This is a genomic window from Yoonia sp. (assembly GCF_046498525.1).
Lineage (GTDB): Bacteria > Pseudomonadota > Alphaproteobacteria > Rhodobacterales > Rhodobacteraceae > Yoonia.
Window position 1 is genome coordinate 1 of sequence record NZ_JAWOAN010000215.1, and the last position, 21,357, is coordinate 21,357.

General features: G+C 52.8%; 17 protein-coding genes, 1 tRNA gene and 1 pseudogene. 9 read left to right on the top strand and 10 right to left on the bottom strand.

All coding sequences use genetic code 11. From position 1 onward, the window contains the following. Window positions 1-1,371 (top strand): mannose-1-phosphate guanylyltransferase/mannose-6-phosphate isomerase (locus R6T97_RS13140; protein ID WP_410349751.1); only part of this gene is annotated, 1,371 nt, incomplete at its 5' end. Then, window positions 1,368-2,735 carry a phosphomannomutase gene (locus R6T97_RS13145; protein ID WP_410349752.1) on the top strand — a complete coding sequence of 456 codons (1,368 nt, stop codon included), beginning with the start codon at window positions 1,368-1,370 and terminating at the stop codon, window positions 2,733-2,735. The genes R6T97_RS13140 and R6T97_RS13145, both read left to right, overlap by 4 nt. Before the next feature lie 145 nt (window positions 2,736-2,880). Here R6T97_RS13145 and galE read toward each other — a convergent pair whose 3' ends face one another. Both galE and R6T97_RS13155 read right to left on the bottom strand, forming a co-directional pair. Continuing rightward, window positions 2,881-3,894, bottom strand: a complete 1,014-nt coding sequence (gene galE, locus R6T97_RS13150) for a UDP-glucose 4-epimerase GalE (protein WP_410349753.1) — start codon at window positions 3,892-3,894, stop codon at window positions 2,881-2,883. Window positions 3,895-3,964: 70 nt separating this feature from the next. Next, a complete protein-coding gene (locus R6T97_RS13155) occupies window positions 3,965-4,324 on the bottom strand; it encodes a hypothetical protein (protein WP_410349754.1) in 360 nt (119 codons plus the stop codon). A 225-nt stretch (window positions 4,325-4,549) separates the two neighbouring features. Between R6T97_RS13155 and R6T97_RS13160 the strand changes: the two genes are divergently transcribed. The 6 genes from R6T97_RS13160 (at window position 4,550) to R6T97_RS13185 (ending at window position 13,919) form a co-directional block, all read left to right on the top strand. Beyond that, window positions 4,550-5,278 (top strand): response regulator transcription factor, encoded by a 729-nt coding sequence (locus R6T97_RS13160; protein ID WP_410349755.1) that lies wholly within the window; start codon window positions 4,550-4,552, stop codon window positions 5,276-5,278. A gap of 127 nt (window positions 5,279-5,405) precedes the next feature. Next, window positions 5,406-6,116: a redoxin domain-containing protein gene (locus R6T97_RS13165; RefSeq protein ID WP_410349756.1), complete on the top strand. Its 711-nt coding sequence runs from the start codon at window positions 5,406-5,408 to the stop codon at window positions 6,114-6,116. Window positions 6,117-6,210: 94 nt separating this feature from the next. Beyond that, window positions 6,211-6,636 (top strand): BLUF domain-containing protein, encoded by a 426-nt coding sequence (locus R6T97_RS13170; RefSeq protein WP_410349757.1) that lies wholly within the window; start codon window positions 6,211-6,213, stop codon window positions 6,634-6,636. Window positions 6,637-6,792: 156 nt separating this feature from the next. Beyond that, window positions 6,793-11,106: a PAS domain S-box protein gene (locus R6T97_RS13175; RefSeq protein ID WP_410349758.1), complete on the top strand. Its 4,314-nt coding sequence runs from the start codon at window positions 6,793-6,795 to the stop codon at window positions 11,104-11,106. Between the two features lie 327 nt (window positions 11,107-11,433). After that, window positions 11,434-13,038, top strand: a complete 1,605-nt coding sequence (locus tag R6T97_RS13180; RefSeq protein ID WP_410349759.1) for a calcium-binding protein — start codon at window positions 11,434-11,436, stop codon at window positions 13,036-13,038. A 14-nt stretch (window positions 13,039-13,052) separates the two neighbouring features. Beyond that, window positions 13,053-13,919, top strand: a complete 867-nt coding sequence (locus R6T97_RS13185) for a hypothetical protein (RefSeq protein ID WP_410349760.1) — start codon at window positions 13,053-13,055, stop codon at window positions 13,917-13,919. Between the two features lie 188 nt (window positions 13,920-14,107). Here the strand turns inward: R6T97_RS13185 and R6T97_RS13190 are convergent, their stop codons facing one another. From R6T97_RS13190 to R6T97_RS13225, 8 genes are all read right to left on the bottom strand, one after another. Beyond that, a complete protein-coding gene (locus tag R6T97_RS13190) occupies window positions 14,108-14,389 on the bottom strand; it encodes a hypothetical protein (RefSeq protein ID WP_410349761.1) in 282 nt (93 codons plus the stop codon). A gap of 39 nt (window positions 14,390-14,428) precedes the next feature. Further along, complete coding sequence (locus R6T97_RS13195; RefSeq protein ID WP_410349762.1) at window positions 14,429-14,662, bottom strand: hypothetical protein; 234 nt, start codon at window positions 14,660-14,662, stop codon at window positions 14,429-14,431. A 46-nt stretch (window positions 14,663-14,708) separates the two neighbouring features. Next, on the bottom strand, window positions 14,709-15,830 hold the full coding sequence (locus tag R6T97_RS13200) for an alanine/ornithine racemase family PLP-dependent enzyme (protein ID WP_410349763.1): 1,122 nt from the start codon (window positions 15,828-15,830) through the stop codon (window positions 14,709-14,711). Next, a complete protein-coding gene (locus tag R6T97_RS13205; RefSeq protein ID WP_410349764.1) occupies window positions 15,827-17,026 on the bottom strand; it encodes a DUF1611 domain-containing protein in 1,200 nt (399 codons plus the stop codon). Before R6T97_RS13205 ends, R6T97_RS13200 begins: the two co-directional genes overlap by 4 nt. Continuing rightward, a complete protein-coding gene (locus tag R6T97_RS13210) occupies window positions 16,998-17,405 on the bottom strand; it encodes a hypothetical protein (protein ID WP_410349765.1) in 408 nt (135 codons plus the stop codon). Before R6T97_RS13210 ends, R6T97_RS13205 begins: the two co-directional genes overlap by 29 nt. A gap of 772 nt (window positions 17,406-18,177) precedes the next feature. Continuing rightward, a tRNA-Thr gene (locus tag R6T97_RS13215) sits at window positions 18,178-18,253 on the bottom strand. A gap of 173 nt (window positions 18,254-18,426) precedes the next feature. Then, window positions 18,427-19,875, bottom strand: coding sequence for a heme biosynthesis protein HemY (locus R6T97_RS13220; RefSeq protein ID WP_410349766.1), 1,449 nt, complete (start codon window positions 19,873-19,875; stop codon window positions 18,427-18,429). A gap of 11 nt (window positions 19,876-19,886) precedes the next feature. Beyond that, window positions 19,887-20,732 (bottom strand): COG4223 family protein, encoded by an 846-nt coding sequence (locus R6T97_RS13225; RefSeq protein WP_410349767.1) that lies wholly within the window; start codon window positions 20,730-20,732, stop codon window positions 19,887-19,889. Window position 20,733: 1 nt separating this feature from the next. Here R6T97_RS13225 and R6T97_RS13230 point away from each other — a divergent pair. Continuing rightward, a pseudogene (locus R6T97_RS13230) lies at window positions 20,734-21,357 on the top strand (hypothetical protein); the annotation flags it as partial.

The window sequence follows — 21,357 nt, forward strand, 5'->3', positions numbered from 1 at the left end:
CCCAAACAATTCGTCAAGCTGACGGGCGAAGAAAGCCTGTATCAGGCGTCGGCGCGGCGCCTTTCAGGTGACGGTTTTGCAGCGCCTTCCATCGTCACCGCTTCGGATTTCCGTTTCATCGTCATCGAACAGCTCGCCGCTTTGGAAATGATCCCGGCCGACATTCTGATCGAGCCTTCCGCGAAAAACACCGCAGCGGCGATTTGTGCTGCCGCACTTGCATTGCATGCGCGCGCGCCTGATGCATTGATGCTGGTCGCGCCATCCGACCACGTGATCCCCGACGCTGCCCGTTTTCGCGCTGCGGTACATGCAGCGACACCTGCTGCCGAGGCTGGACAGCTTGTCACTTTTGGCATCCGTCCCGACCGCCCCGAAACCGGTTATGGCTGGCTTGAGCTTTCACAAGCACCCGATGCGGAGTTCGAGCCCGTACCACAAGTTCTCAAGAGTTTCGTCGAAAAGCCCGATCTTGCCACGGCCGAGCGTCTGCAGGCGGGCCAGATGCATCTGTGGAATGCGGGCATCTTCCTCTTTTCAACCACTACGATCCTTGATGCATTTGCACGACATGCACCCGATACCCTGATGGCGACACGCGCCGCCTTTGATGCAGCCCAGAAAGACCTGTCGTTCACCCGTCTCGATACAGCGGCATGGCTCGCGCTTGAAGATATCTCGATCGATTATGCTGTCATGGAGCGCGCTGCGAACCTGATGGTTGTGCCTTATGGCGGCGCATGGTCCGATCTGGGCGACTGGCAGGCAGTCTGGCGCGAAACCGCGCCGGATCATGCCGGCGTTGCGTTGCGCGGACAAGCTACTGCTCTCGACTGTACGGACACGCTTTTGCATGCGACCAGCGAAGGGCAACAGCTTGTCGGCATAGGCCTGAAGGACATTATTGCCGTCGCCATGCCCGACGCTGTTTTGGTAGCCCACAAAGATCGTGCACAAGAGGTCAAGAGTGCCGTCGCAGCACTCAAGGCCAAGGGCGTCAGTCAGGCCGAAACCCTCCCGCGCGATTACCGCCCTTGGGGGTGGTATGAATCGCTCGTGATTGGCACCCGTTTTCAGGTCAAGCGCATTGTCGTCCATCCCGGAGCTGCCCTTTCACTGCAAAGCCACCATCACCGCGCTGAACACTGGATCGTTGTCGCGGGGACAGCCAAGGTAACCGTGGACGACGAGGTGAAGCTCATCAGCGAAAACCAGTCGGTCTACATCCCGCTTGGTGCGGTGCACCGCATGGAAAATCCGGGCAAAGTGCCGTTGACGCTGATCGAAGTGCAGACCGGCAGCTATCTGGGAGAGGATGACATCATTCGTTACGAAGATGTTTACGCGCGCGGCCAAGGGGCGAAAGGATGAGCGGGCTGAGCTGCTTTACGGCCTATGATATTCGCGGCCGTCTGGGGGTCGACCTTGATGAAGCCATTGCTTACAGAATTGCGCGCGGCTTTGCGCAGACACTCAACGCGCGGACGGTTGTAATCGGACGCGACATACGCGCCTCGTCAGAGGGGTTGGCCAAGAGCGTCACGCGCGGACTGATCGATCAAGGCTGCAAGGTTCTTGATCTCGGGCTCTGTGGTACAGAAGAAATGTATTTCGCGGTCAGTCACTTTGGTGCAGATGGCGGAATATGTGTGACGGCGTCGCACAATCCGATGGACTATAATGGTATGAAAATGGTGCGGGCAGGCTCTGCGCCGCTGGACGCCGCGACCGGATTGGCACGCATCAGGGAAAGTGCGGAAGCGGACGCGTTTCAGGACAACGCGACGCCCGGTTCTGTCGTAAATGTCTCCGACGAGGCCCGCACTGCCTATGTCGCGCGGGTCTGCCAATTCGTTGATATAACTGCGCTGAAGCCGATCAAGGTGCTTGTCAACGCGGGCCACGGAACCGCCGGGCCAACTTTTGATGCCATCGCAGACTATTTATCCACAAGTGGCGCGCCCTTGGCGTTTGAACGCATCTTTCATGAGCCTGACGGCACTTTCCCACAGGGGATACCCAATCCCCTACTGGCTGAGAATCGCCCCGCTACGGCTCAGGCTGTTCGGGATGCGGGGGCGGATTTTGGCGTAGCGTGGGATGGCGACTTTGATCGCTGTTTCTTTTTCGATCACGCAGGCACCTTTATTGATGGAGAATACGTCGTAGGTTTGCTTGCCGAGGCGTTCCTTGCCAAAGATCCTGCCGCGACCGTCATCCATGATCCGCGGATTATCTGGAACACGCAGGACATTGTTTCCAAGGCGGGTGGACGCGCGGTCCAGTCGCGGACGGGCCATGCTTTCATCAAGCATGCCATGCGAGACGAAAATGCGGTCTACGGTGGAGAGATGTCCGCACATCACTACTTCCGTGACTTCGTCTTCTGCGACAGCGGTATGATCCCTTGGCTCCTCGTGGCAGAACTCGTCTGTCGCCATGGCCCACTCGCGGATCTGGTCGCCGACCGCAAAGCGGCCTTTCCCTCGTCCGGCGAGATCAATTTCACACTGGACGATCCAAAGGCTGCAATTGCGCGGGTCCGGACAGAGTTTGCGCCCAAAGCGCGAGCTATCGATGAGATGGACGGGAGCAGTTTTGATTTGGGCGAATGGCGCTTCAACCTGCGCAGCTCCAACACCGAACCGGTTGTGCGTTTGAATGTCGAAGCGCACGATGATCGAATGCTGGTCGTGGACGGCGTCGAACACGTAAAGCGTATCCTTTTGGGATGAAGCCCCAAGCCGCCAGATCAAGATTGCCGTTGACATATGCACGGTCTGACTTTGTCGAAGCAATAGTTGTCATCTGTGGTGTCAGGCAGAAGGCTTGTTTTTTACGCTTGAATTGCCGCATCGTGGCGTGCCGCAATCCTGAGACCTAGGCGTCATAGCCGTCAGGATTGCGCGATTGCCAGTTCCATGTGGAATGGCACATATCGTCCAAATTGCGTTCAGCCTGCCATCCCAGCAAGGTTCTGGCCTTCGTGACCGACGCGAAACTGCGCGCGACGTCGCCTGCGCGCTCTGCGACGATCTTGTGCGGTACTTTCCGACCCGAGGCCCTTTCAAAAGCCCGGAGCAATTCAAGCACCGTTGTGCCGTGCCCGGTCCCGATATTGATTGCTTCGCAACCTGTTTGGCTGTGGCCAAAACTGACAGCGGCAAGATGTGCTGCTGCCAGATCCTCGACATGGATATAGTCACGCTCACCTGTCCCGTCGCGGGTGTCGTAGTCGCCGCCAAAGATACTTAGAAAGGGCAACCGGCCAACCGCGACTTGCGCGATGTATGGCACAAGATTGTTGGGTATCGCTTGCGGGTCTTCTCCGATTTGACCAGACGGGTCCGCGCCAACCGGATTGAAATACCTTAGCAGTACGGCACTTGCATCAGGCCATGAAGCGGCCCAATCGCGGATGATTTCTTCAATGAAAAGCTTTGTGCGGCCGTAGGGATTGGTCGGCTGCAATGGATGTGCTTCATCATAGGGCAGATAGGCCGCGTCCCCGTAAACGGTGGCAGAGGACGAAAAGACCATCTGCCGGCAGTCGTGTTTCTGCATGGCTGCCAGCAAGGTGATGCTGCCCGAAACATTCTGGGCGTAATAGTGCAGGGGCTTTTCGTTGGATTCGCCAACGGCCTTGAGGCCCGCAAAGTGAATCACGGCCTCTGGCCTGAACTCTGCAAACACCTGATCAAGGCGTTCAGCGTCGCAGATGCTGCCTTCGCGCACTTCGAAATCGGCCTGCGCCAACTGCTTGACCCGCCCGAGAGCCCTGGGTGAGCTGTTCGAAAAGTTATCGAGCACAAGAGCCTCGTGCCCTTGCCTGAGCAGCTTCAGCAAGGTGTGGCTTCCGATGTAGCCTGCACCACCGGTTAGAAGAACGCGCATATGTAATCCGTCGCTGTCATGTGTTTCACTGGCCTGCTTTTATAACAAATTCCGCAGTAATGCAGTGGATTTATCCTTCGGTATTACATGAAAAAGGGCTGGCGATTAGGAGCATCAAGATGCCCGCTCGAAGAAGTACAGCGGCCACATCAATGGGCATTACCATGTCGTCGCAGTCGCCCCAAAGTGGATGGCGTCGGCAACTGGTGGTCTGCTGCGGAATAACGCTGGTGACTGATGCATCCAGCCGGATGACACCTGTGCTGACGATGGCCTGCGCATCTCGCCACGTTGGTGCTGCATGCGCAGCGTCGATTTGAAACACCAAAAGCATGGCAAATGCGGGGACCCGACCTGTTTTGTGTGTCGGGTAGTCAGTCTTTGTTATATCTGAAAGCGGTCCGCCAGCGGTGATTTCCAGAGAAGCCATCACACAAATTTAGACACGTCCTTGGAATCGCACGAATGATTCGGTATGACCTTCCCAGTTACAACTGGTAATGTCCAAACTGTTAGTGATTCCCGTCAGTTTATTCGTAGTACTTAGCACATTTGCCCGCACTTAAAGGGCAATGCGCAGGCGGCAGCATATGCATTATGCTCAACGTACTGCACTCAATATTCCTAGTACACTTCAGCAGAATAGAGACTACCTTTGCAAGACCTTGTTCCTCCCGCGACTGCTTCGATCTTGGTTATCGAGGACGATCCAGACATTCTTGAGTTGATCGTGTTCAACATGAGCGCTGCAAGATTTCTGGTGGAAACTGCCGAAACGCTCGTGGATGCGCGTATTGCGCTGCGCCGCAAAAATTTCGATCTGTTGATTGTAGATGTCCGCTTGCCGGATGGTAATGGCATGGAATTCGCTCAAGAAGTAAGTAAGACGTCAGCGTTCGGCATAATCATCATGACAGGTTCCGGCGATGAGGTAGATCGAATTATCGGCCTGGAATTAGGAGCTGATGACTATATCAACAAACCTTTCAACCAACGTGAACTTGTTGCCAGAGCGCGGGCGGTTCTGAGGCGTGGTCGCAAGGTCAACGAAGATCTTGAAGATCGGGTCGACGAGTTCAGGGAGTGCGGTATTCACTTTCATGGGTATGCCCTGTACAGATCAAGCCGGTCCGTGATCGGCTTGGATGGGGAACCGGTTAATCTGACAACTCTGGAATTTGATGTTCTGGCTATTCTGGCTGACAACAAGAATGTCGTCTTGAGTCGAGCTGATATATATGAACGTACCTGCCTACGCACATCAAACCCCAGCCGTGCTGTCGATGGATTGATCAGTAGGTTGCGTAAGAAGTTGTTTGAAAATGACCGACCACTGCTGCGCATTCGAACAATTCATGGTCGCGGCTATGCGTTGACTGAATGAACAGCCCTGCAAGAAAGGCCAAAGATGTCCCGGCTTTTAACATCTTTAGACAAAACCATCAAACTTCCGCCGCCATAATCTTCCTAGGATGATGCCCAAGCGTTACTGATCAATCAGGGGTAAAAGTATGTCGATGCAATTCTTTGCAGGTCGTGGAACGAATGGAGAACGGATATTTCTTCCTCTTGCGTATAGAAAAAAAGTAAAGTGGTTGCCTCAAATTGGTGACATTTTCCCGAATTTCGAAGCCACGACAACAGAGGGGCGATTGAATTTTTTTGATTGGGCCGAAGGGCATTGGTCATTTATTTTTAGCCACCCTGCAGCATTCACACCGGTAAGCACGACAGAAATGGTTTCTCTGGCGGACGCGAAAGAAGACTTCACTGCCCGCAATGTCAAACTTCTTGGCTTCACGCAGTCTGCGATAGAGGATCAGAACAGATGGCATGACGAAATATTCAATATTTTTGGCTCTAGCATCGATTTTCCGACAGTCGATGATCGAAACCAGGCGCTCGCCCAGGTTTTCGGGATGATTCACGAAAAGGAGTCGACATCTTGGCCGATCAGGAAATCATTTATCCTTGATCCACAGATGAAAATCCGAATGATTTTCGAGTATCCGATTTACATTGGCCGCAGTACGGATGAAATGCTGCGCGCAATCGATGCGTTGCAGGCCATGGATCAGTTAGGTGTCGCCACGCCGGCCGATTGGCAGCTCGGAGACAAATACCTATGCTCGGAAAAACATGACGCCCTGACCGAAGTTGAGGTTTACGGCGACCGGTTGCGCAGATTGACGCCATACCTCGCGTTGATAGACCCAGAGTAGGGATCGTCAAACGATACGACCTGCCGGGCAAGCGGAGAGCCTTGATCCGGCTTGCCACTGCGTTCAGCTGCGAAACAACTTCAGAGGAAACAATATGCAACTGACCCGACTCATTTATGCGTCTTTTCACAAAGGAACCACGGCCAATACAATCGACAGTATATTGCGGGCGTCACGTTCCAATAACGTGCGTGATAGGATCACCGGTGCCTTGGTCGTAGATGAACAACATTTCCTGCAATTGCTTGAAGGCAGTCGAACATGTGTTGCGCAGTGCTTCATGCGGATCATGCAAGATGACCGTCATGGGGATATTCGGATCATCAGTGCTGGCGACATCGTTCAACGCCAATTTCTGGAATGGAGCATGCACATGATTGAGACCACACAGATCAAGCGGGCTATCATGTCACAATACACGGTTGACCGCGTGTTTGATCCAACCAAGATGTCTCAAACTGCTGTAGAACGCTTGTGTCGCACCTTATCTGGTGACGACTGGAAGGCCGAAGCCGCTTAGTGATCGAGAGCCACGATACATGCTTTGCGCATGTGCAAATACGGCATTTGTCCTTGGCAAGAGAGAATGCCGCTTACGCCTGACGCCAACTTGATTGTCGACGCTGTGGCCCTGTGCAAGACTGCCCAAATATCTTGATCCGCGGGACGCCACAAAATGAATATGTCGAACGACATCCTGTTTCTGTCTCATCCTGACCCTATGTGGGTCTACGATGTGGATACGTTGCGCTTTTTGGCGGTCAACGAAGCTGCGATATTGAAGTATGGCTATACCCGCGAGGAATTCCTTGCGATGACGATTGCGGATATCCGCCCACAAGAAGACCAAGCCGCATTACTAACACATGTGACCAAGCGAACGGACGGTCGTGATGAAGCGGGCGTCTGGCGTCACACTCTGAAGAACGGTGAGCTGGTTTTTGTCGACATTACGGGCCAAACTCTGGAGTTTGATGGTAGGCCCGCAAAGCTGATCACAGCGAGGGATGTTTCACGTCTGGTCATTGCCGAGCAGGTCGCGAACAAGGCGCTGGCCGGTGAAAAGGCAGCACGGCAATCAAGCGACGCACTTGCGCGTCAGTTCCAGAAAATGTTCAACGCGATACCGGGCATGTATCTGGTATTTTCTTTGGATCGCCACGACATCGTCGGGGTCAGTGATGCTTATCTTCGGTCGCTTGGGCTGCATCGCGAGAAGGTTTTAGGGTGCAATCTCTTTGATGTGCTTCCGCATCAGCCCAAAGATAAAACATATGCCAAACTGCGTCTTGCTATCGAACGCGCCGTGGTCGATCGCAAGACGGAAATGCTGGACGTAGAGTGCATTTTGCAGCCTTTGGAAAATGCCGCAGACAGCATGCAGGAATGTTTTTGGGCGATGTGCGTTAGTCTGGTGACGGGTGCAGATGGAGCCCCGCTTCATCTTATATTGCGCATGCTGGATGTGACTGAAGCAGTCAAAGCGAAAGGGACTGTTTCTCAAGTTTCCAAACATGTGCTTTTTCAACCTGCTTTGCTAGATTTTGCCAGCCATGCTGACGCGCTCAAAGTCGACAACCTTCGTTTGGCAGAACTCGCGAAAAGGCTGCGCACGGCACAACACCTTCTCGACATTGGAACTTGGGATTATGTCATTGACGACGACCGGTTCTATTGGTCGCACAATGTCAACGATATGTATGGCATCGACCAACGTGACTCTGGCCACAGTCTCGAAGACTATCTGGCATTGATACATCCTGATGATCGCGCAGCCATGCGCACCAGTTTCACGGATTTCTTAGCCTCGAAAAATAAGCGCTTTGCCTTTTCTCATCAGGTCAGTCATCCAGACGACCGCATTGTCCACGTGCATGGCACGGCCGAAAGAACTGACACAGCGAACGGGCCAATTCTCAGTGGTGTCGTGCAGAACATAACTGAAGGTGTCGAAACGACGCGCGCGTTGAAACGGACGAACAGACTTCTTGAAATTGCGGGAAATTCGGCGCTGTTTGGCGTATGGCGTTATGACGTAAAAGCTGACCAGATAGATCGATCATCCCAAACAGCGCAAATCTATGACGAACCAGACCGGCGGACTCTGAGTATGGCTGAAAGCATGTCCTATTATGCGCCAGCCCATCGAGATCGCATCGCAGGGAAATTCAGATATTGCCTTACGTATGGCGAACCTTGCAACGAGATACTTGAACTTATCACTGCCAAGGACCGCAGGTTAAGTGTGCGTATGACCTGCGAGGCTGAACGCGACGACGGAGGTCAGATTATCGCTCTTAATGGCGCACTACAGGACATCACCGAACTGGTTAAAATGCGCCAAAGGGCCGAAGAGTCCGAGAAACTTCTGGAGATTGCTGGTCGCGCAGTCAAACTGGGTGGTTGGCGGGTCTGTCTTGAAGATGACAGGGTGTTCTGGACAAAAGGTGCCGCATCCATTCACGAACTGCCGCCCGGTTCGCAACCAAGCTTTGAGGGGGGCATCAACTACTTTGCTCCGGAAGACCAGCAGGCGGCAAGGGAAGTCTTCGAGGCATGCGCCAAGGATGGCATTCCTTTTGACAATGTCCGCACCATTTTGACCGCCAAAGGAAACCGGGTCAAAGTGCGTTCATTAGGAGAGCCGGTCCGGGATGAAACCGGCAAGATCATCGCAGTCCAAGGTGCATTGCAGGACATCAGCGAGTTGGTGGAGACACGTCGGCAAGCCGAGGAACTGTCGGACAAGCTGCTGCAAACATTCGAGAGTATCCAAGATGGATTCTTTACATTGGATCCGGATTGGCGGTTCAGTTTGGTCAATTCGAAAGCTTCACAAATGCTGTCCATTGATCAGCCTGACCTTTTGGGTCGACTTGTTTGGGAGGTATTCCCGAAATCCGAAGAAGCCGACTTTGGACAATTTTGTCGGCAAGCAGTTGCCACAGGTAAAACCCAACGATTTGTGTCATATTCTGGAGACTTGGAAAGGTGGTTCGATGTGGCCGCTTTCCCATCGGATGAGGGGCTGTCGGTTTTCTTTCGGGACGTAACGGAGCGTCGTCAGGAACAAGAGCAGTTGCGTCTTCTCGAAGCGGCGGTCGCGAACCTTAACGACACCATTATCATTACGGATATTGGAGGTTCTGACGACTTTGACCTCTCAAAGATCGTCTATGTCAACAAAGCTTTCGAGCGGCGCACGGGATATACGCGCGAAGAAGCCATCGGCCAGACACCACGCATGCTGCAAGGGCCAAAGACCCAGCGTCCCGAACTTGACAGGATCCGGAATGCAGTGGCGGAATTCAAGCCGGTTCAGGTTGAAGTGATAAATTACAGGAAATCTGGCGAAGAATATTGGCAAGAAATTGATATTGCGCCAATTACTGATGATAGAGGTCAATTCACGCATTTTGTCTCGATCCAGCGTGACATTACAGAGCGTAGGAATGCAGACGAGGCATTGCGTGTATCCGAAGCAAGATTCCGGATGATAGCAGCGGCCGCCGGGCATGCCATCTGGGAGTGGAACATCATCGATGGTCGGCAATGGTGGAGTGACGGGCTTTCTGAGATTATCGGGCAGACAACCGGTCCAGACAAGACCCAGTCAACCTATCTGCGGGCAAACATTCATCCCGACGACAAAGACCGTGTGGACGAAGCCTTGCACCGCTTGGCAGCTGGAGAAACAGAGGGAATCCAAGAGCGTTACCGTCTTCGTCGCACTGACGGCACTTGGGCCACTGTTGATGATCAGGCCTTCAATATTCGTGATGAAGAGGGTGGCACGGTGCGCATTCTCGGCAAGATTACCGATGTTTCAGAACGCTTGGCGTTGGAAGATCAATTGAGGCAGTCGCAAAAGCTGGAGGCAATAGGGCACCTGACCGGAGGCGTGGCGCATGACTTTAACAATCTCTTGACGATCATAATCGGGAACATCGAACGCTTGCAGGACGAAATGGACGAAGATCATCCATTACGCAAACATGCTGACCTGACCGCAATAGCGGCGGATCGTGCGGCCGAGTTGACTTCCCGTCTTTTGTCGTTCTCCAGAAAACAGACCCTACGCCCTAAAGTGGTTGACTTGAACGGGCTTATTTCGAAGGTCGACAGACTACTTCAGCGCACTTTGAGCGAGGATGTCGAAATCCAATTCAGGCAGAGCGGCGGCTTATGGAATGTAGAGTTAGACGTAGGTCAGCTTGAAAATGCGCTGCTTAACCTAGCGATCAATTCGCGGGATGCGATGCCAAACGGTGGCGTTCTGACGATTGAAACGAAGAACATATCGTTAAACGGGCATGACGTTTCAGCAGAACCTGGTCTGGAACCGGGAGAATACGTCGTTCTCGCTGTCAAAGATACGGGACAGGGCATTCAACACGATCAAATCGGCCGTGTAGTTGAACCCTTCTTTACGACCAAAACAGTCGGTAAAGGTACTGGATTGGGATTGAGCATGGTCTATGGCTTTGTCAAACAGACCGGTGGTCATCTCAAGATCAATTCCGAACCGGGACATGGCACGACAGTAAAAATGTACTTCCCCCGGTTTTCCGGCAAGGAGCCCGCTCCACAGGTTAGCAACCAAGAGACTTTAATACTTGGCGGTCAAGAAACCATCCTCGTTATTGAAGACGATAATTTGATCTTGGAGCAACTTAGTGCACAGCTTTCTGATCTAGGTTACAAGGTGATTACGGCCACAGAGGGCGATACTGCCATCAAAATCCTGCGTGAACGACTGGATATTGATCTACTCTTCACTGACATTGTTTTGCCAGGGGGCATAAATGGGCAGCAAATCGCAAATTCTGCAAAAGAATTTCGGCCCACGCTTAAGGTGCTCTACACATCCGGGCACACGGAAAATACTTTGATTCATAATGGACGGCTTGATCCTAAGGTCGAACTTTTGAACAAACCGTATCGACGCGCGGAACTTGCATCTAAAATCCGAAAGATTTTAGACGCTTAGTTAGACATCACTCCAATCGGTTCTGCAGGTCGCTGTGGCTAAAGATGTGCATCTGGGATGCGGCAGCTCGTCACTGGTGCAAAAGCGGTGACCAGTTGTGAGTGGAAACATCATTTTTGGACACCTTTCAACAAAAAGACCCCACTTCCACCGTTATCATAGCTGAGCCTCGTTTCTGACGGAGCACTGATGCGCAGGCGCATAAGCCTGCCGGAGGTTCACGTTGCTCAGTGATGGCGGACCAGCGATCACTGAGCATATCGAAACGACTTCTCTTAATGTCCTGAGCCACCACAAGGGCTGACAGTTGCACGGTAGGAAATTTTGATGAGCCATGCGCAACCAACACCTGACAAGACGATCCGGGATGATTTCACGACAGACAAGATCATAGGCAGTTCCCAAAACGATCACCTTATCCACCATCGTGACCTTAGCATACAGTGGCACGCGGGTGTTGGATTGGTCGGACTTGATGGGGACGACATCTTGGAAGGCTCTGTTCCGAACGGGGGCCAGATCCATATGTTTGCCGCCGAAGGGGATGACTGGCTTATTCTCGATGTCACCAAAATCCCTGATGCGATCGGCCACCAAAGCCATCACGCTTATGGCGGGCATGGGCAGGATACATTTCAGTTCAAGAACATTAAGCAAAATCACTCTCCTATCGTTGGCCGGCTTGATGATTTTGATCCTACCTCAGACCATATCCTGATTGAGGATGTCGAAATAGATTTGACTAATTTGCCGCAGAGCATCGAGCTACCTGGCGGCGGAATAGTCGAGGTCCGTGTAATCGAGGTCGAACATCCAGAGTTTATGTCTGAAAATCTGGGTTCTCAGTATTTTCTTGCTATAGGGCAAGACATTTTCTACGCCCTCGAAGGCGCACGCGATCTTGGGAATGGTACTTCTGGCCTGATTGGAGAGGAACGCCATTTCTTGAAACAGGACGCACTGCAAATGCTACGGTCAGCAGAAACAGTGTCATACGAAAATCCGCACAATTTTGTGCCACATGGTTTTTACCAACACCGCGAAAATGATCTAAATTTAAACTGGAACCCGGCTGGTGAAGAAGTCTTTGCTGACAGCGGAGACAAATCTGCAGCCCATATCTTTGGCTCCAAAAGCAACCCAGACAACCCGAGTTCTTCTGGGACGCAGGTGATGCACGGCAGTCCTGGAAATGATGTGATCGACGGTAACTCGGGCAATGATACGATCTTTGGCGGATTGGGAAACGACATGATCGCAGGCGGTATCGATAACGATACTCTGTATGGCGGTCATGGAAATGATATGATCTGGGGTGGTGATGGCGATGACATTATCGAGGCCGGACAAGGAAACGATTCCCTTTATGGCGGTCGTGGCGACGACTTAATCACCAGCGGGCTTGGGAATAACACGATCAGCGCAGGTCGTGGTCATGATGCGGTTCATGCTTTTTCTGGTATCAACACCATCCATGGTGGCCCTGACAGCGACCTTCTTTTGGGAGGTTTTCAAGCTGACACCATTGATGGTGGTGATGGAAACGATGTTTTGCGGGGTGATGCTGATAGTTTTCTCGGTGGACCAGATACCCTGATCGGGGGGCCAGGCGACGATTTTTTGATGGGAGGCCTTGGTGCAGATACGTTTGTATTCAAACCCAATGATGGAAACGACATTATTGCAGCGTTCAATGTTGAAGATATCGTATTTGGGCCATCTGGGTACTCATCAGTCGCAACCGGGACCGATTTTCAACCCGGTATAGACAAAATCCATCTTTCCGAATTTTCAAATGTAGATCCTGCGAACTTGCTCTCGTTTGTTCGTGAGGGTGTGGATGGTGCGGTGTTCAGTGCTGAGAGGACCACGATCACTTTCTTTGATCTCAACGCTGCTCAATTGTCGGTCGATGATTTTATTTTCGGGTGATGCAGGAGCGTAAAATGAAAAACACTTTCGCTTGGCTTGGAACAAACTGCTTTGCACTGGTGCTTTCTGCTTGCGGGAGCGGGGGTGATAGCCCCGACACTGTCGATCTGGCTACCTCATATGTAAGTTTACAAGCACAGGGAGAAACAATCAGTAACTTGGGCGGGGTGTCCATTCGTTCAAACGGAAAGACTGGTGAACTTCAGATACTTGTCCTTTCAGGCAGTAAAGATCAAAATACCGGTGAGACAACGGTCACAGACGGTACCTATATTCTCAAAGACAATGACGGTTTCGATAATTCTGGCAATCTGACGGATGGTCAATCAAACCTGTCAACGCAAGCGATGCCAAACAACTACGCGTATTCAACAGCGTTTGATCAAAGCTATTCGGTAGATGATGTCAGCTACAGTAGCACCGGCATTGTCGGAATCAGCACCACACCGTCCGTTATGCCGACAAGTGGTTCAGTGCTATACTCAGGTCAATCCGAAGCTCTTATCGTAACCGCGAGCCAAGGATTTTCCTTGCAAGGCAAAAGCACCGTTGAAGCCAACTTTTCAGGGATCGGCTCGGTGGATGTCAGGTTGAACGGCTTCACTGCTACGGATATGGCGACCGGAAAGACAACCTCGGCCCCGATTGACGAAATTGCAGTGACTGGCATGACAATTACAGAGAACCGTTTTTCTGAGGGCTTCATCATAACCCGAAACGACGGCGCGATAGTTTCCGTTACAGGCGCGAATACCAGCGCTGTCGCCGAAGGCATGTTATTTGGCTATGATCCAACCATTTCCGCACCCGATGAAGTGGGCGGCATGATTTTGATTGAAGGACAAGATGGCATTATCGTTGGCAGCTTCCTTGCAGATTGACGTGGTTAACTTTGATCGCATCAGAGTTGGTCAAAAAGTTCTGATATTAGCCGCAGTAGAGAATTCAGAAAATTTTGACCAAGCTTTAGCGATAGCCAACAATCCAACTTTCATCCAACACTGGCAGATGGATCGGTCCCGCGATGACAAAACTGCCTAAGTTTGATCCGTTGCTGAACAATGGAAACTCAAGAAGCTTCAAAATCGGGGACATTGCCAATCCTTACAAGAAAGTTTGGCAATCCAACTTCGCCAGACGTCAAATCCTCGCTTACCATGTAGGCATCAGCACCAACGCAGCTTTCTGAATTTGCTTCCCGTTCTGCACGGCCTTGTGCTTGCGATGCCGTGGAGTACTGAAATTGCTTGTCGATTTTCAACTTCGGTTGACCGTCATTCACGGCTTTGTTTTCCACATATGTCTGGCAAATGTAGTGAACTTTTTCTGTGTTTTCGTCTGAGGTCATCATGAAAAATCCTTAGGTCGCATGGGACTGTCGATGAACATATCATCGCTTCTTAACCGTTTTGGAAGGACGTTTTTGTTGTGCTGCTGCGGTCGTTTGACGTGGCGTGTTCGCTTCTCTTTCCAGACGGGCGTTGCGCAAGCGCGTGATCTTAACTTGTCGTTTTTCCGCGTCTTCGTCGACCATTTTCCTGACAACACGCGTCGTCTTGTCCATCGTGGTTTCCGGTTTGGAGTGATTAGCTTTGAACACTGTGGATTTTGTTAGCTTCGCCATTGGTCAGTCTCCTTTTATGATTTCAGGTCGGCAAGTCAAAGGCGACCTATACCAGAGTTAGATGGTCGGTCTTGCTTTGGATTTTTTGCGACCATTTTGAGGGTTGGTCATGCAGTAGTTCTGTCTGGATATCGGGGGCGGCCATTGCATGCATCAACGCCTTGTAATTCATCTGGAATCGCATTTCGGCGCCGACCCTCAGCGGTGAGCGGTTCATGCTGATGACTAGATGATCGCTTGTTGCGCCGATCAGTGTGCTTCCGGGAGGCATTGAAAGCCCCTGAATGTCCGTGTCCTGCTGCCCGATGGCGAAGATCAAGCGCGTATTGATTTCACTAGTCGAGACATGCTGAAATCTTGCCAATGCCGGACCGACCAGAACAATGGCGGGTGGCGCAGGCCTTGCATCTGTTTCAATGACTTCGGCGACAAGCACAAAGGCATCCGTATGCATCCCGTCAATGTGTTCTCCGGTAATCGGGTCCACGCCGAGCAGTATTGCTTCCCCCAGCCTCAGATCATTGATGCAACCCCTAGATCGTTTTCCGAGCGCCCAAGGCAAATTTGCCGAGTTGCCGCCGGACACAGTTTGATTGAAGGGGCCACACAGCGTCTCCATTTCATTCGAAAGGCTGGAGAGCACCACCATTTGAGCAGCAGTTGGGGCCATTCCGCTTAAACAGGCAAAGTTGGCACCGACGCCTTTCAACGCGACGCCCGGCATACGCGCAACTTGTTGCGCAACGTCGCCAAGATTCTCGGGCAATATTCCTTCACGTGCATCACCCATCTCCACCATCAGGACGATACCGTGAACTGTGTTCTCTCGGATTGCGGCCGCAGCCAGACCGGCAATAACGACAATCTCTGTGTTGTAACTCGCTTCACACAATTGGACGATTTCATCGACCTGGCTGAGCATCGGTGTGCGGATCAAAGTGATTGGGCAAGCAATGCCTCCTTTTCGCAGCCGTTGCACATTGCTTAGACGTGCCTCTGCGAGACCTATACAACCACCATCCAGCATCGCCTGAGCGATGGCTGGATGCCCGCATACAGCTTTGGTCACGCCAGTCACATTTATTCCCCGTTCTTTCAGCCGTCCAACAAGCGCCTGTGTGTTGTGGCGTATCTTCCTCAGATCCACTTCGATACGAGGGGATGTCATACCGCTGCTGCGGGCACGTTTTCCTGCAATCCGGGATAGGCCGCAATGATCATCGCAAGCAAATGCGCGGTTGGTCGGCTCAAGGCATCGGTCACAGGTATTCCAAGTTTTTGAGACTGTGATGTAATGGCTTCGGTAATTTCAGCCTCTGACATCCCTTCATGATTCAGCGTGACGCCGATGACCTTCGTATCGGCGAATGCCTCGATCAGGGCAATTTCACTCTCAGGTGTCGGCATCGGCAAATTGGGAAAATCGCAGCGATGGGTGCGTTTGGGCGCATGCTGGAGGATAACGGCATCTGGCTGGCTGCCGCGCAGAATAAAGGCGGATGTGCAAAAGGCCGGGTGGCTTAGCGCGCCTTGACCCTCGATCAGGATGACATCGGGGTTTTCAGCTTCGGAGGCGGCAACAATGGCGACTTCAAGCTCACCACAGCAGAACTGGGACGGCACGGCGTCCATTGCAACGCCGTATTTCGCGCCCTGCATCAAACCTGTCTGACCCGTACCGACAAGCACGGTCTTAATACCTTTCGCGTTCAGGACCGCCGCTAAAACTGTTGCTGTTGTCCGCTTTCCGATCGCACAATCGGTTCCCAACACGGCAATGCGTAACGCATCGACATCCGCGACACTGCCGTCGAATAGCTTCAGGTCTTTGCTGGGTTTGGGTTTGCGTATATCTCGGATAGAGACCCCATGCTCAGACGCTGCGTTGGCAATTTCGGCGTCGTCGCTTAGAAACTCATGCAAACCACTGACGATATTCATGCCCAGCGAGATCGCTTGCAGGATAACGCTGCGATGTTCGAGTGACAGCCTCCCTGTTGACGGAGCCATCCCATAGATGAGCGTGTCGGGGATCGCGACTTGATCGGCAATAGCGGTATCCAGATTTTCGAAGATCGGTATATCGTTCGCCGCATCTTCAAGAACAAGGCCACTGTCTTGTCCGCTATGCGTACTGTCGATGATGGACAGGATGCGATATACTTCTGAATGACGGACCAGACCGTTTGCGGTCTTGCCATCGATTTTGGCGAAGTTGCCCTCGCAGTATACAATTGCTGACGGCGGTGAGGGTATAAGAGTGCCTAAACCCGCTTGCATGGGTTCGATAGAAGTCGATGCTGGCGCTTGCGCGACCCTGACGATAGGTCGGATGCTATTTGCCGGTTTGAGTTTGGTTTCCACGGTAATTCCTTTTGTCTGTCGGCACGGATGGCAGAAGTCTCTGCAGCTCCGCATGTTGAAGCCAATTCTGCCACGCTGTAGATTTAGTTGTCGGAAACGCACATGCCCTTCGACTTTTGGACGGTCCCATTGAGCCTGTAATCGATATTACATCCCAGCCGTCACCATAGCGCTGTGCACTGGTGCTTTCAGGCATGGATTGCGCAGATGTCGGCAACGCATAAAGGAACGGCAGACTGACTGAGACGAAAAGAATGGTTATGACCATTTCAACTTCTGGCCATACCCAACCACCCCAGGTAAACCCGAGAACACTCAAGATAGTTGCACCGCCCACAGCGCCAAAGGCACCGGGTTTCGTCCATTCTGGGACAGTCATTTTTTGATCCTTTGACGGAGAAAGCGCCGCCACACTGTTCATCGTTTGTTTAAATTAGCCTGATCTTGCGCCAGAGCTATTTGACAGGTGCAATGATCGACAGACCGTAGTTCGGCCTCGCCAACGGGCCATCTGATCAACCGATGGGTCGATTTGCATTGCGATAGTGCGAAACAGTGGCTTCGCATTAAATTATCTTCTGCTTCTGAAAAAAGCGCCAATGCCCGTTGGCAATGCACCGGGGTGCCGGGCCATCAACAACAGTTGTAAGAAAGCACAATTGATGCAATCCCGCACGATACCGGCGACACTTTTCCAAATATCAAATCCCAAAACGGATTATGACAGCTGAATTGTGAAGTTAGAATACTGTAATTCTCTGCAGCAGGCGATGCGCCGGATCCAAAGAGAACTACAAATCTTATACTCTGGACATAGCCGCTTGGAGGCGGGATTACAACGGTGATGAAGAGAGCGAGACATTTACAAGGTTGCCAACGCCCTTGAGAGGAACATCAGGAATTCACAAGCAGTAGCACTTATCCAACGATAAATTCTATAGCCACATCAGGCACGTACGCCGAAGACTGCTCCAACCCATCAGGCGATCAACAGCTTGACAGAACGTCAGCTAATGGACCAAAGGCGCTCAACAAGACCGTGGGGTTCTTCGGAAGTTTTGGCCTGCCATAGGGTTTTCCTCAATCTGGAATTCCAAGCGCCAGACATGATTATTTAAAACTTCTGTAAGTATACGATTTTTCGAGAGAAATGGTGCCCCATGACGGACTCGAACCGCCGACCTTGTCCTTACGAAGGACCTGCTCTACCAGCTGAGCTAATGGGGCTTTCTGGAGCCGACTGTGGCCCTACTCGTTCTTCTCCTTTGCCTCGAACTCTTTGGTTTTGCAAGTCATTCTCGGGGGGACCCGCTCTTTTCGAATGACGTGCTCTACCAAGTTGAGCTAAAGCAGCGTACCATTTCGTTTTGCTAGCACCGGGTGAAATCCAGAAAAAGAGCCTATTTGGGCTCTTCTCCGTCAACGACAACCGCTTCTTCGACCACCTCGGTTGACGGTAAGTCCGCTTTGTTCGATTTGCCGACGATGAGGGGCAACATCTCTGTTCCGGCTGGCATCGCGACTTCGCTCGCGGGTGGCGTTTTCCACGCAAGCGTATCAAAAGACCCGCAATTGTTGCACGTCGCGGCCCATGAGGTATGGATGTGCTGGCAGTTTTCGCAAATCCATTGCGGGCCGCGAGGTGCAGTCAATGCTTTGGTCAGCCAGCCGCGCACGACTGAATCGTCGGCGCCCTCGCCACGCTCGATGGCAGCCATGATCGTGAGATTGCGGGCCGTCGGCTGTTTTTCAACCAAGTTGCCCAGCGCACGCTTGGCTGCCGGGAAATCTTCGGCAGCGATATACAATTCGGCCATCAGCATCTTTGTCTCGGGGTGATCAGCGGTTGCTTTCGTCAGCTTGGCAAAGCGTTTCACGCGCTCTTCACTGGTTTCATCGGGTGCGATCTCGGCAAATGCGCCCGCGATATCGGGATGCGGGTGCGCATTCCAGGCTTTGGTCAGAACACGTGTCGCGTAGCGCGCATTGCCTTCGCTGATATAGCTGCGCGCCGCCATGATGGCGGCAGGAATCAGATCGGGGGACAACCGGTTCGCCTCGATCGCGGCCTCGCGCGCTTCTATCGTCTTGCCTTCATCCAGAATGTCTCGCGCCTCGGATAAAGCGAGAACGGCATCGCGCCGCTTGTGCACATCGCGCGGCAAGCTTCCTGACTTGAGCTTTGCTCCAAGTGTCTTGCGCGCACCAGCCCAGTCGGATTTCTCGGCTTGCAGGCGTAACAGGATATCCTGTGTTTCCTCGTGCTTGGGCTTGAGAGCAAAGGCCTTTTGCGCAAGCGCCATCGCGGTATCGGTGTCACCTTCGGACAGTTTCTGCTTCATGATCCCGCGGACCCCGACAAAGCGTGTCTTGTCATCGGTCAACAGCTTTTTGTAGGTTTCTTCCGCTTTCTTGCGATCACCCGTCATCTCGGCCGCTTGCGCCGTGAGAAGGTTCGTCAACTGCGGTTGCTGAAGGTATTTGTCGGCGCGTGCAGCCTTGGTCATCGCCAGATGCCCTTCGCCAGATGCCAAAGCCATCATCCCCTCGCTTAGCGCCTCATAACCCTTGCGTTCGCGGTTGCGGTCGAAATAGCGGGAAATAGCGGTCTCGTCTCCGTTAAGGAATTTGAAAGTCGCTACAAGAAGCGCCAGAAGTTTTAACCCCAGCCAGACGGCAACAACCAGCGCGCCAATTGCAAAGGCCATCTGCAGCGGGCTGAGCGTGAATTCCTGCCCCGCGACATCGACTGTCGCGCCGCCATCGACTTCCATCAACTGCGTCCCGCCGTAAGTCAGCGCCGTGACCGCAAGAACAAAGGCCAGAATTTTGATAAGAGACCAAAGCATGAGGTTCGCCTTTAGTTATCTGAAAGGGATGTAGAAAGAATATCGACAGCAGCAATTGCATCTACGCGCGCTTCGGCCTGCGCCACCCAATCCGACATTTCGGCACGGACAACTTCTGGCAGGGCACTGATTTCGGCCAATGCATCGTTCAAACGGCCATTGCGCACCGCGGCCTCGGCGCGTGACAGGATCGCATCGGCGCTGTTGCCTTCCTGCGGTGTTGTGGAGCGGACATCGAACTGGTTGCGCAGAAACGCGCCAAAGCCGGTCGTTTCCTCACCTGAAACGCCTTCACTGCGGGCCGTGGCCAAAGCAGCGCGGGCCACATCGGGGAATTGATCCTGCAGGCTTGCAAGCGTCGGTACGCCATCCTGCACGGCGATCAATGCATCAGGCGCGCTTTCGCCCAGTGCATCTTCGAGGTCACCGAGGGCCGCACCGATGGGTGCGCCACTTTCGAGCGCAGTCTGTATACGGGCAAACGCGGCGCGGGCTGCTGCACTGCGGGCTGCCGCTGCTGCGCTTTCCTCGATCGAGGCCGCTTGCGCGCGTGCTTCTGCCAACTCTGTCTGGGCCGCATTTGTCATTTCTGCGATCTGGGCACGCAGCGCATCCATTTCATCCGCAACACCTTCGCCCGCCGCTTGCGAGACAGCACTGCCTGCGGGCCGTTCCTCTAGCTCAGCGACACGCGCGGCAATATCGGAAAGCTGTGCCGCCAAATCCGATTGCGTGGCCTCAATGCCGCTCAGGTCCACCTCGGGCATGGCGGCGATGCGTTGCTCCAACGCGCTGATCTGGGACGACTGCGCAGCAATCTGTTCGGGCAGCGTGGTATCGGTTGTAGGCGCGGTCAAAGTGGCAACGGCATATCCGATCACACCGGCCAACACACCACCAAGCACCAACGGAACGAAGCCACTGCTCTTTGAAGGTTGCGCCGCTTTCGGTGTTTCTTTCCGAAGTTCCGGCTTGGGGGCTGGTTTGGGCTTTTCAACAGCAGGAATAGATGACGCCTCTGCGCGTTTCTTTTCCTCCGGTGCTGCTTTGTTGTGCACTTCTGCAGGAATCGCATCAACCAAAGGCTTGAATTCTACGACCGATTCGGGTTTCACCGCTTCGGTTTTTGCCGTGTTTTTCGGTTCTGCTGGTGTCTTGCGACCCTTGGCTGTCTACAAAAACGGCATCCCGGCTGATGAGTGGGGCAATGGCGGAGGATTTGTTTTCGACTGCCGCGCCTTGCCAAACCCCGGCAGATATCCTGAATACAGAGAGTTAACCGGAATGGACGAAAAAGTAATCCGCTTCCTGGAAAAGGAAGAAAGCGTAACAAACTTTCTCGAAAACACCAGAAACCTCACCGATTACGCTGTAAAGAACTACCTTGAGCGAGGCTTTACCAACCTGATGATCAGCTTTGGTTGCACCGGTGGACAGCATCGTTCCGTATACTGTTCTGAAGAAATGGCCCGCCACCTGGGC

Coding starts and splice junctions, on each gene's coding strand:
- R6T97_RS13200 (WP_410349763.1), bottom strand. CDS start 15,830: ATGACATCCCCTCGTATCGAAGTGGATCTGAGGAAGATACGCCACAAC.
- R6T97_RS13180 (WP_410349759.1), top strand. CDS start 11,434: ATGAGCCATGCGCAACCAACACCTGACAAGACGATCCGGGATGATTTC.
- R6T97_RS13155 (WP_410349754.1), bottom strand. CDS start 4,324: ATGGCTTCTCTGGAAATCACCGCTGGCGGACCGCTTTCAGATATAACA.
- R6T97_RS13210 (WP_410349765.1), bottom strand. CDS start 17,405: ATGACTGTCCCAGAATGGACGAAACCCGGTGCCTTTGGCGCTGTGGGC.
- R6T97_RS13185 (WP_410349760.1), top strand. CDS start 13,053: ATGAAAAACACTTTCGCTTGGCTTGGAACAAACTGCTTTGCACTGGTG.
- R6T97_RS13165 (WP_410349756.1), top strand. CDS start 5,406: ATGTCGATGCAATTCTTTGCAGGTCGTGGAACGAATGGAGAACGGATA.
- R6T97_RS13170 (WP_410349757.1), top strand. CDS start 6,211: ATGCAACTGACCCGACTCATTTATGCGTCTTTTCACAAAGGAACCACG.
- R6T97_RS13190 (WP_410349761.1), bottom strand. CDS start 14,389: ATGATGACCTCAGACGAAAACACAGAAAAAGTTCACTACATTTGCCAG.
- R6T97_RS13145 (WP_410349752.1), top strand. CDS start 1,368: ATGAGCGGGCTGAGCTGCTTTACGGCCTATGATATTCGCGGCCGTCTG.
- R6T97_RS13195 (WP_410349762.1), bottom strand. CDS start 14,662: ATGGCGAAGCTAACAAAATCCACAGTGTTCAAAGCTAATCACTCCAAA.
- galE (WP_410349753.1), bottom strand. CDS start 3,894: ATGCGCGTTCTTCTAACCGGTGGTGCAGGCTACATCGGAAGCCACACC.
- R6T97_RS13220 (WP_410349766.1), bottom strand. CDS start 19,875: ATGCTTTGGTCTCTTATCAAAATTCTGGCCTTTGTTCTTGCGGTCACG.
- R6T97_RS13175 (WP_410349758.1), top strand. CDS start 6,793: ATGAATATGTCGAACGACATCCTGTTTCTGTCTCATCCTGACCCTATG.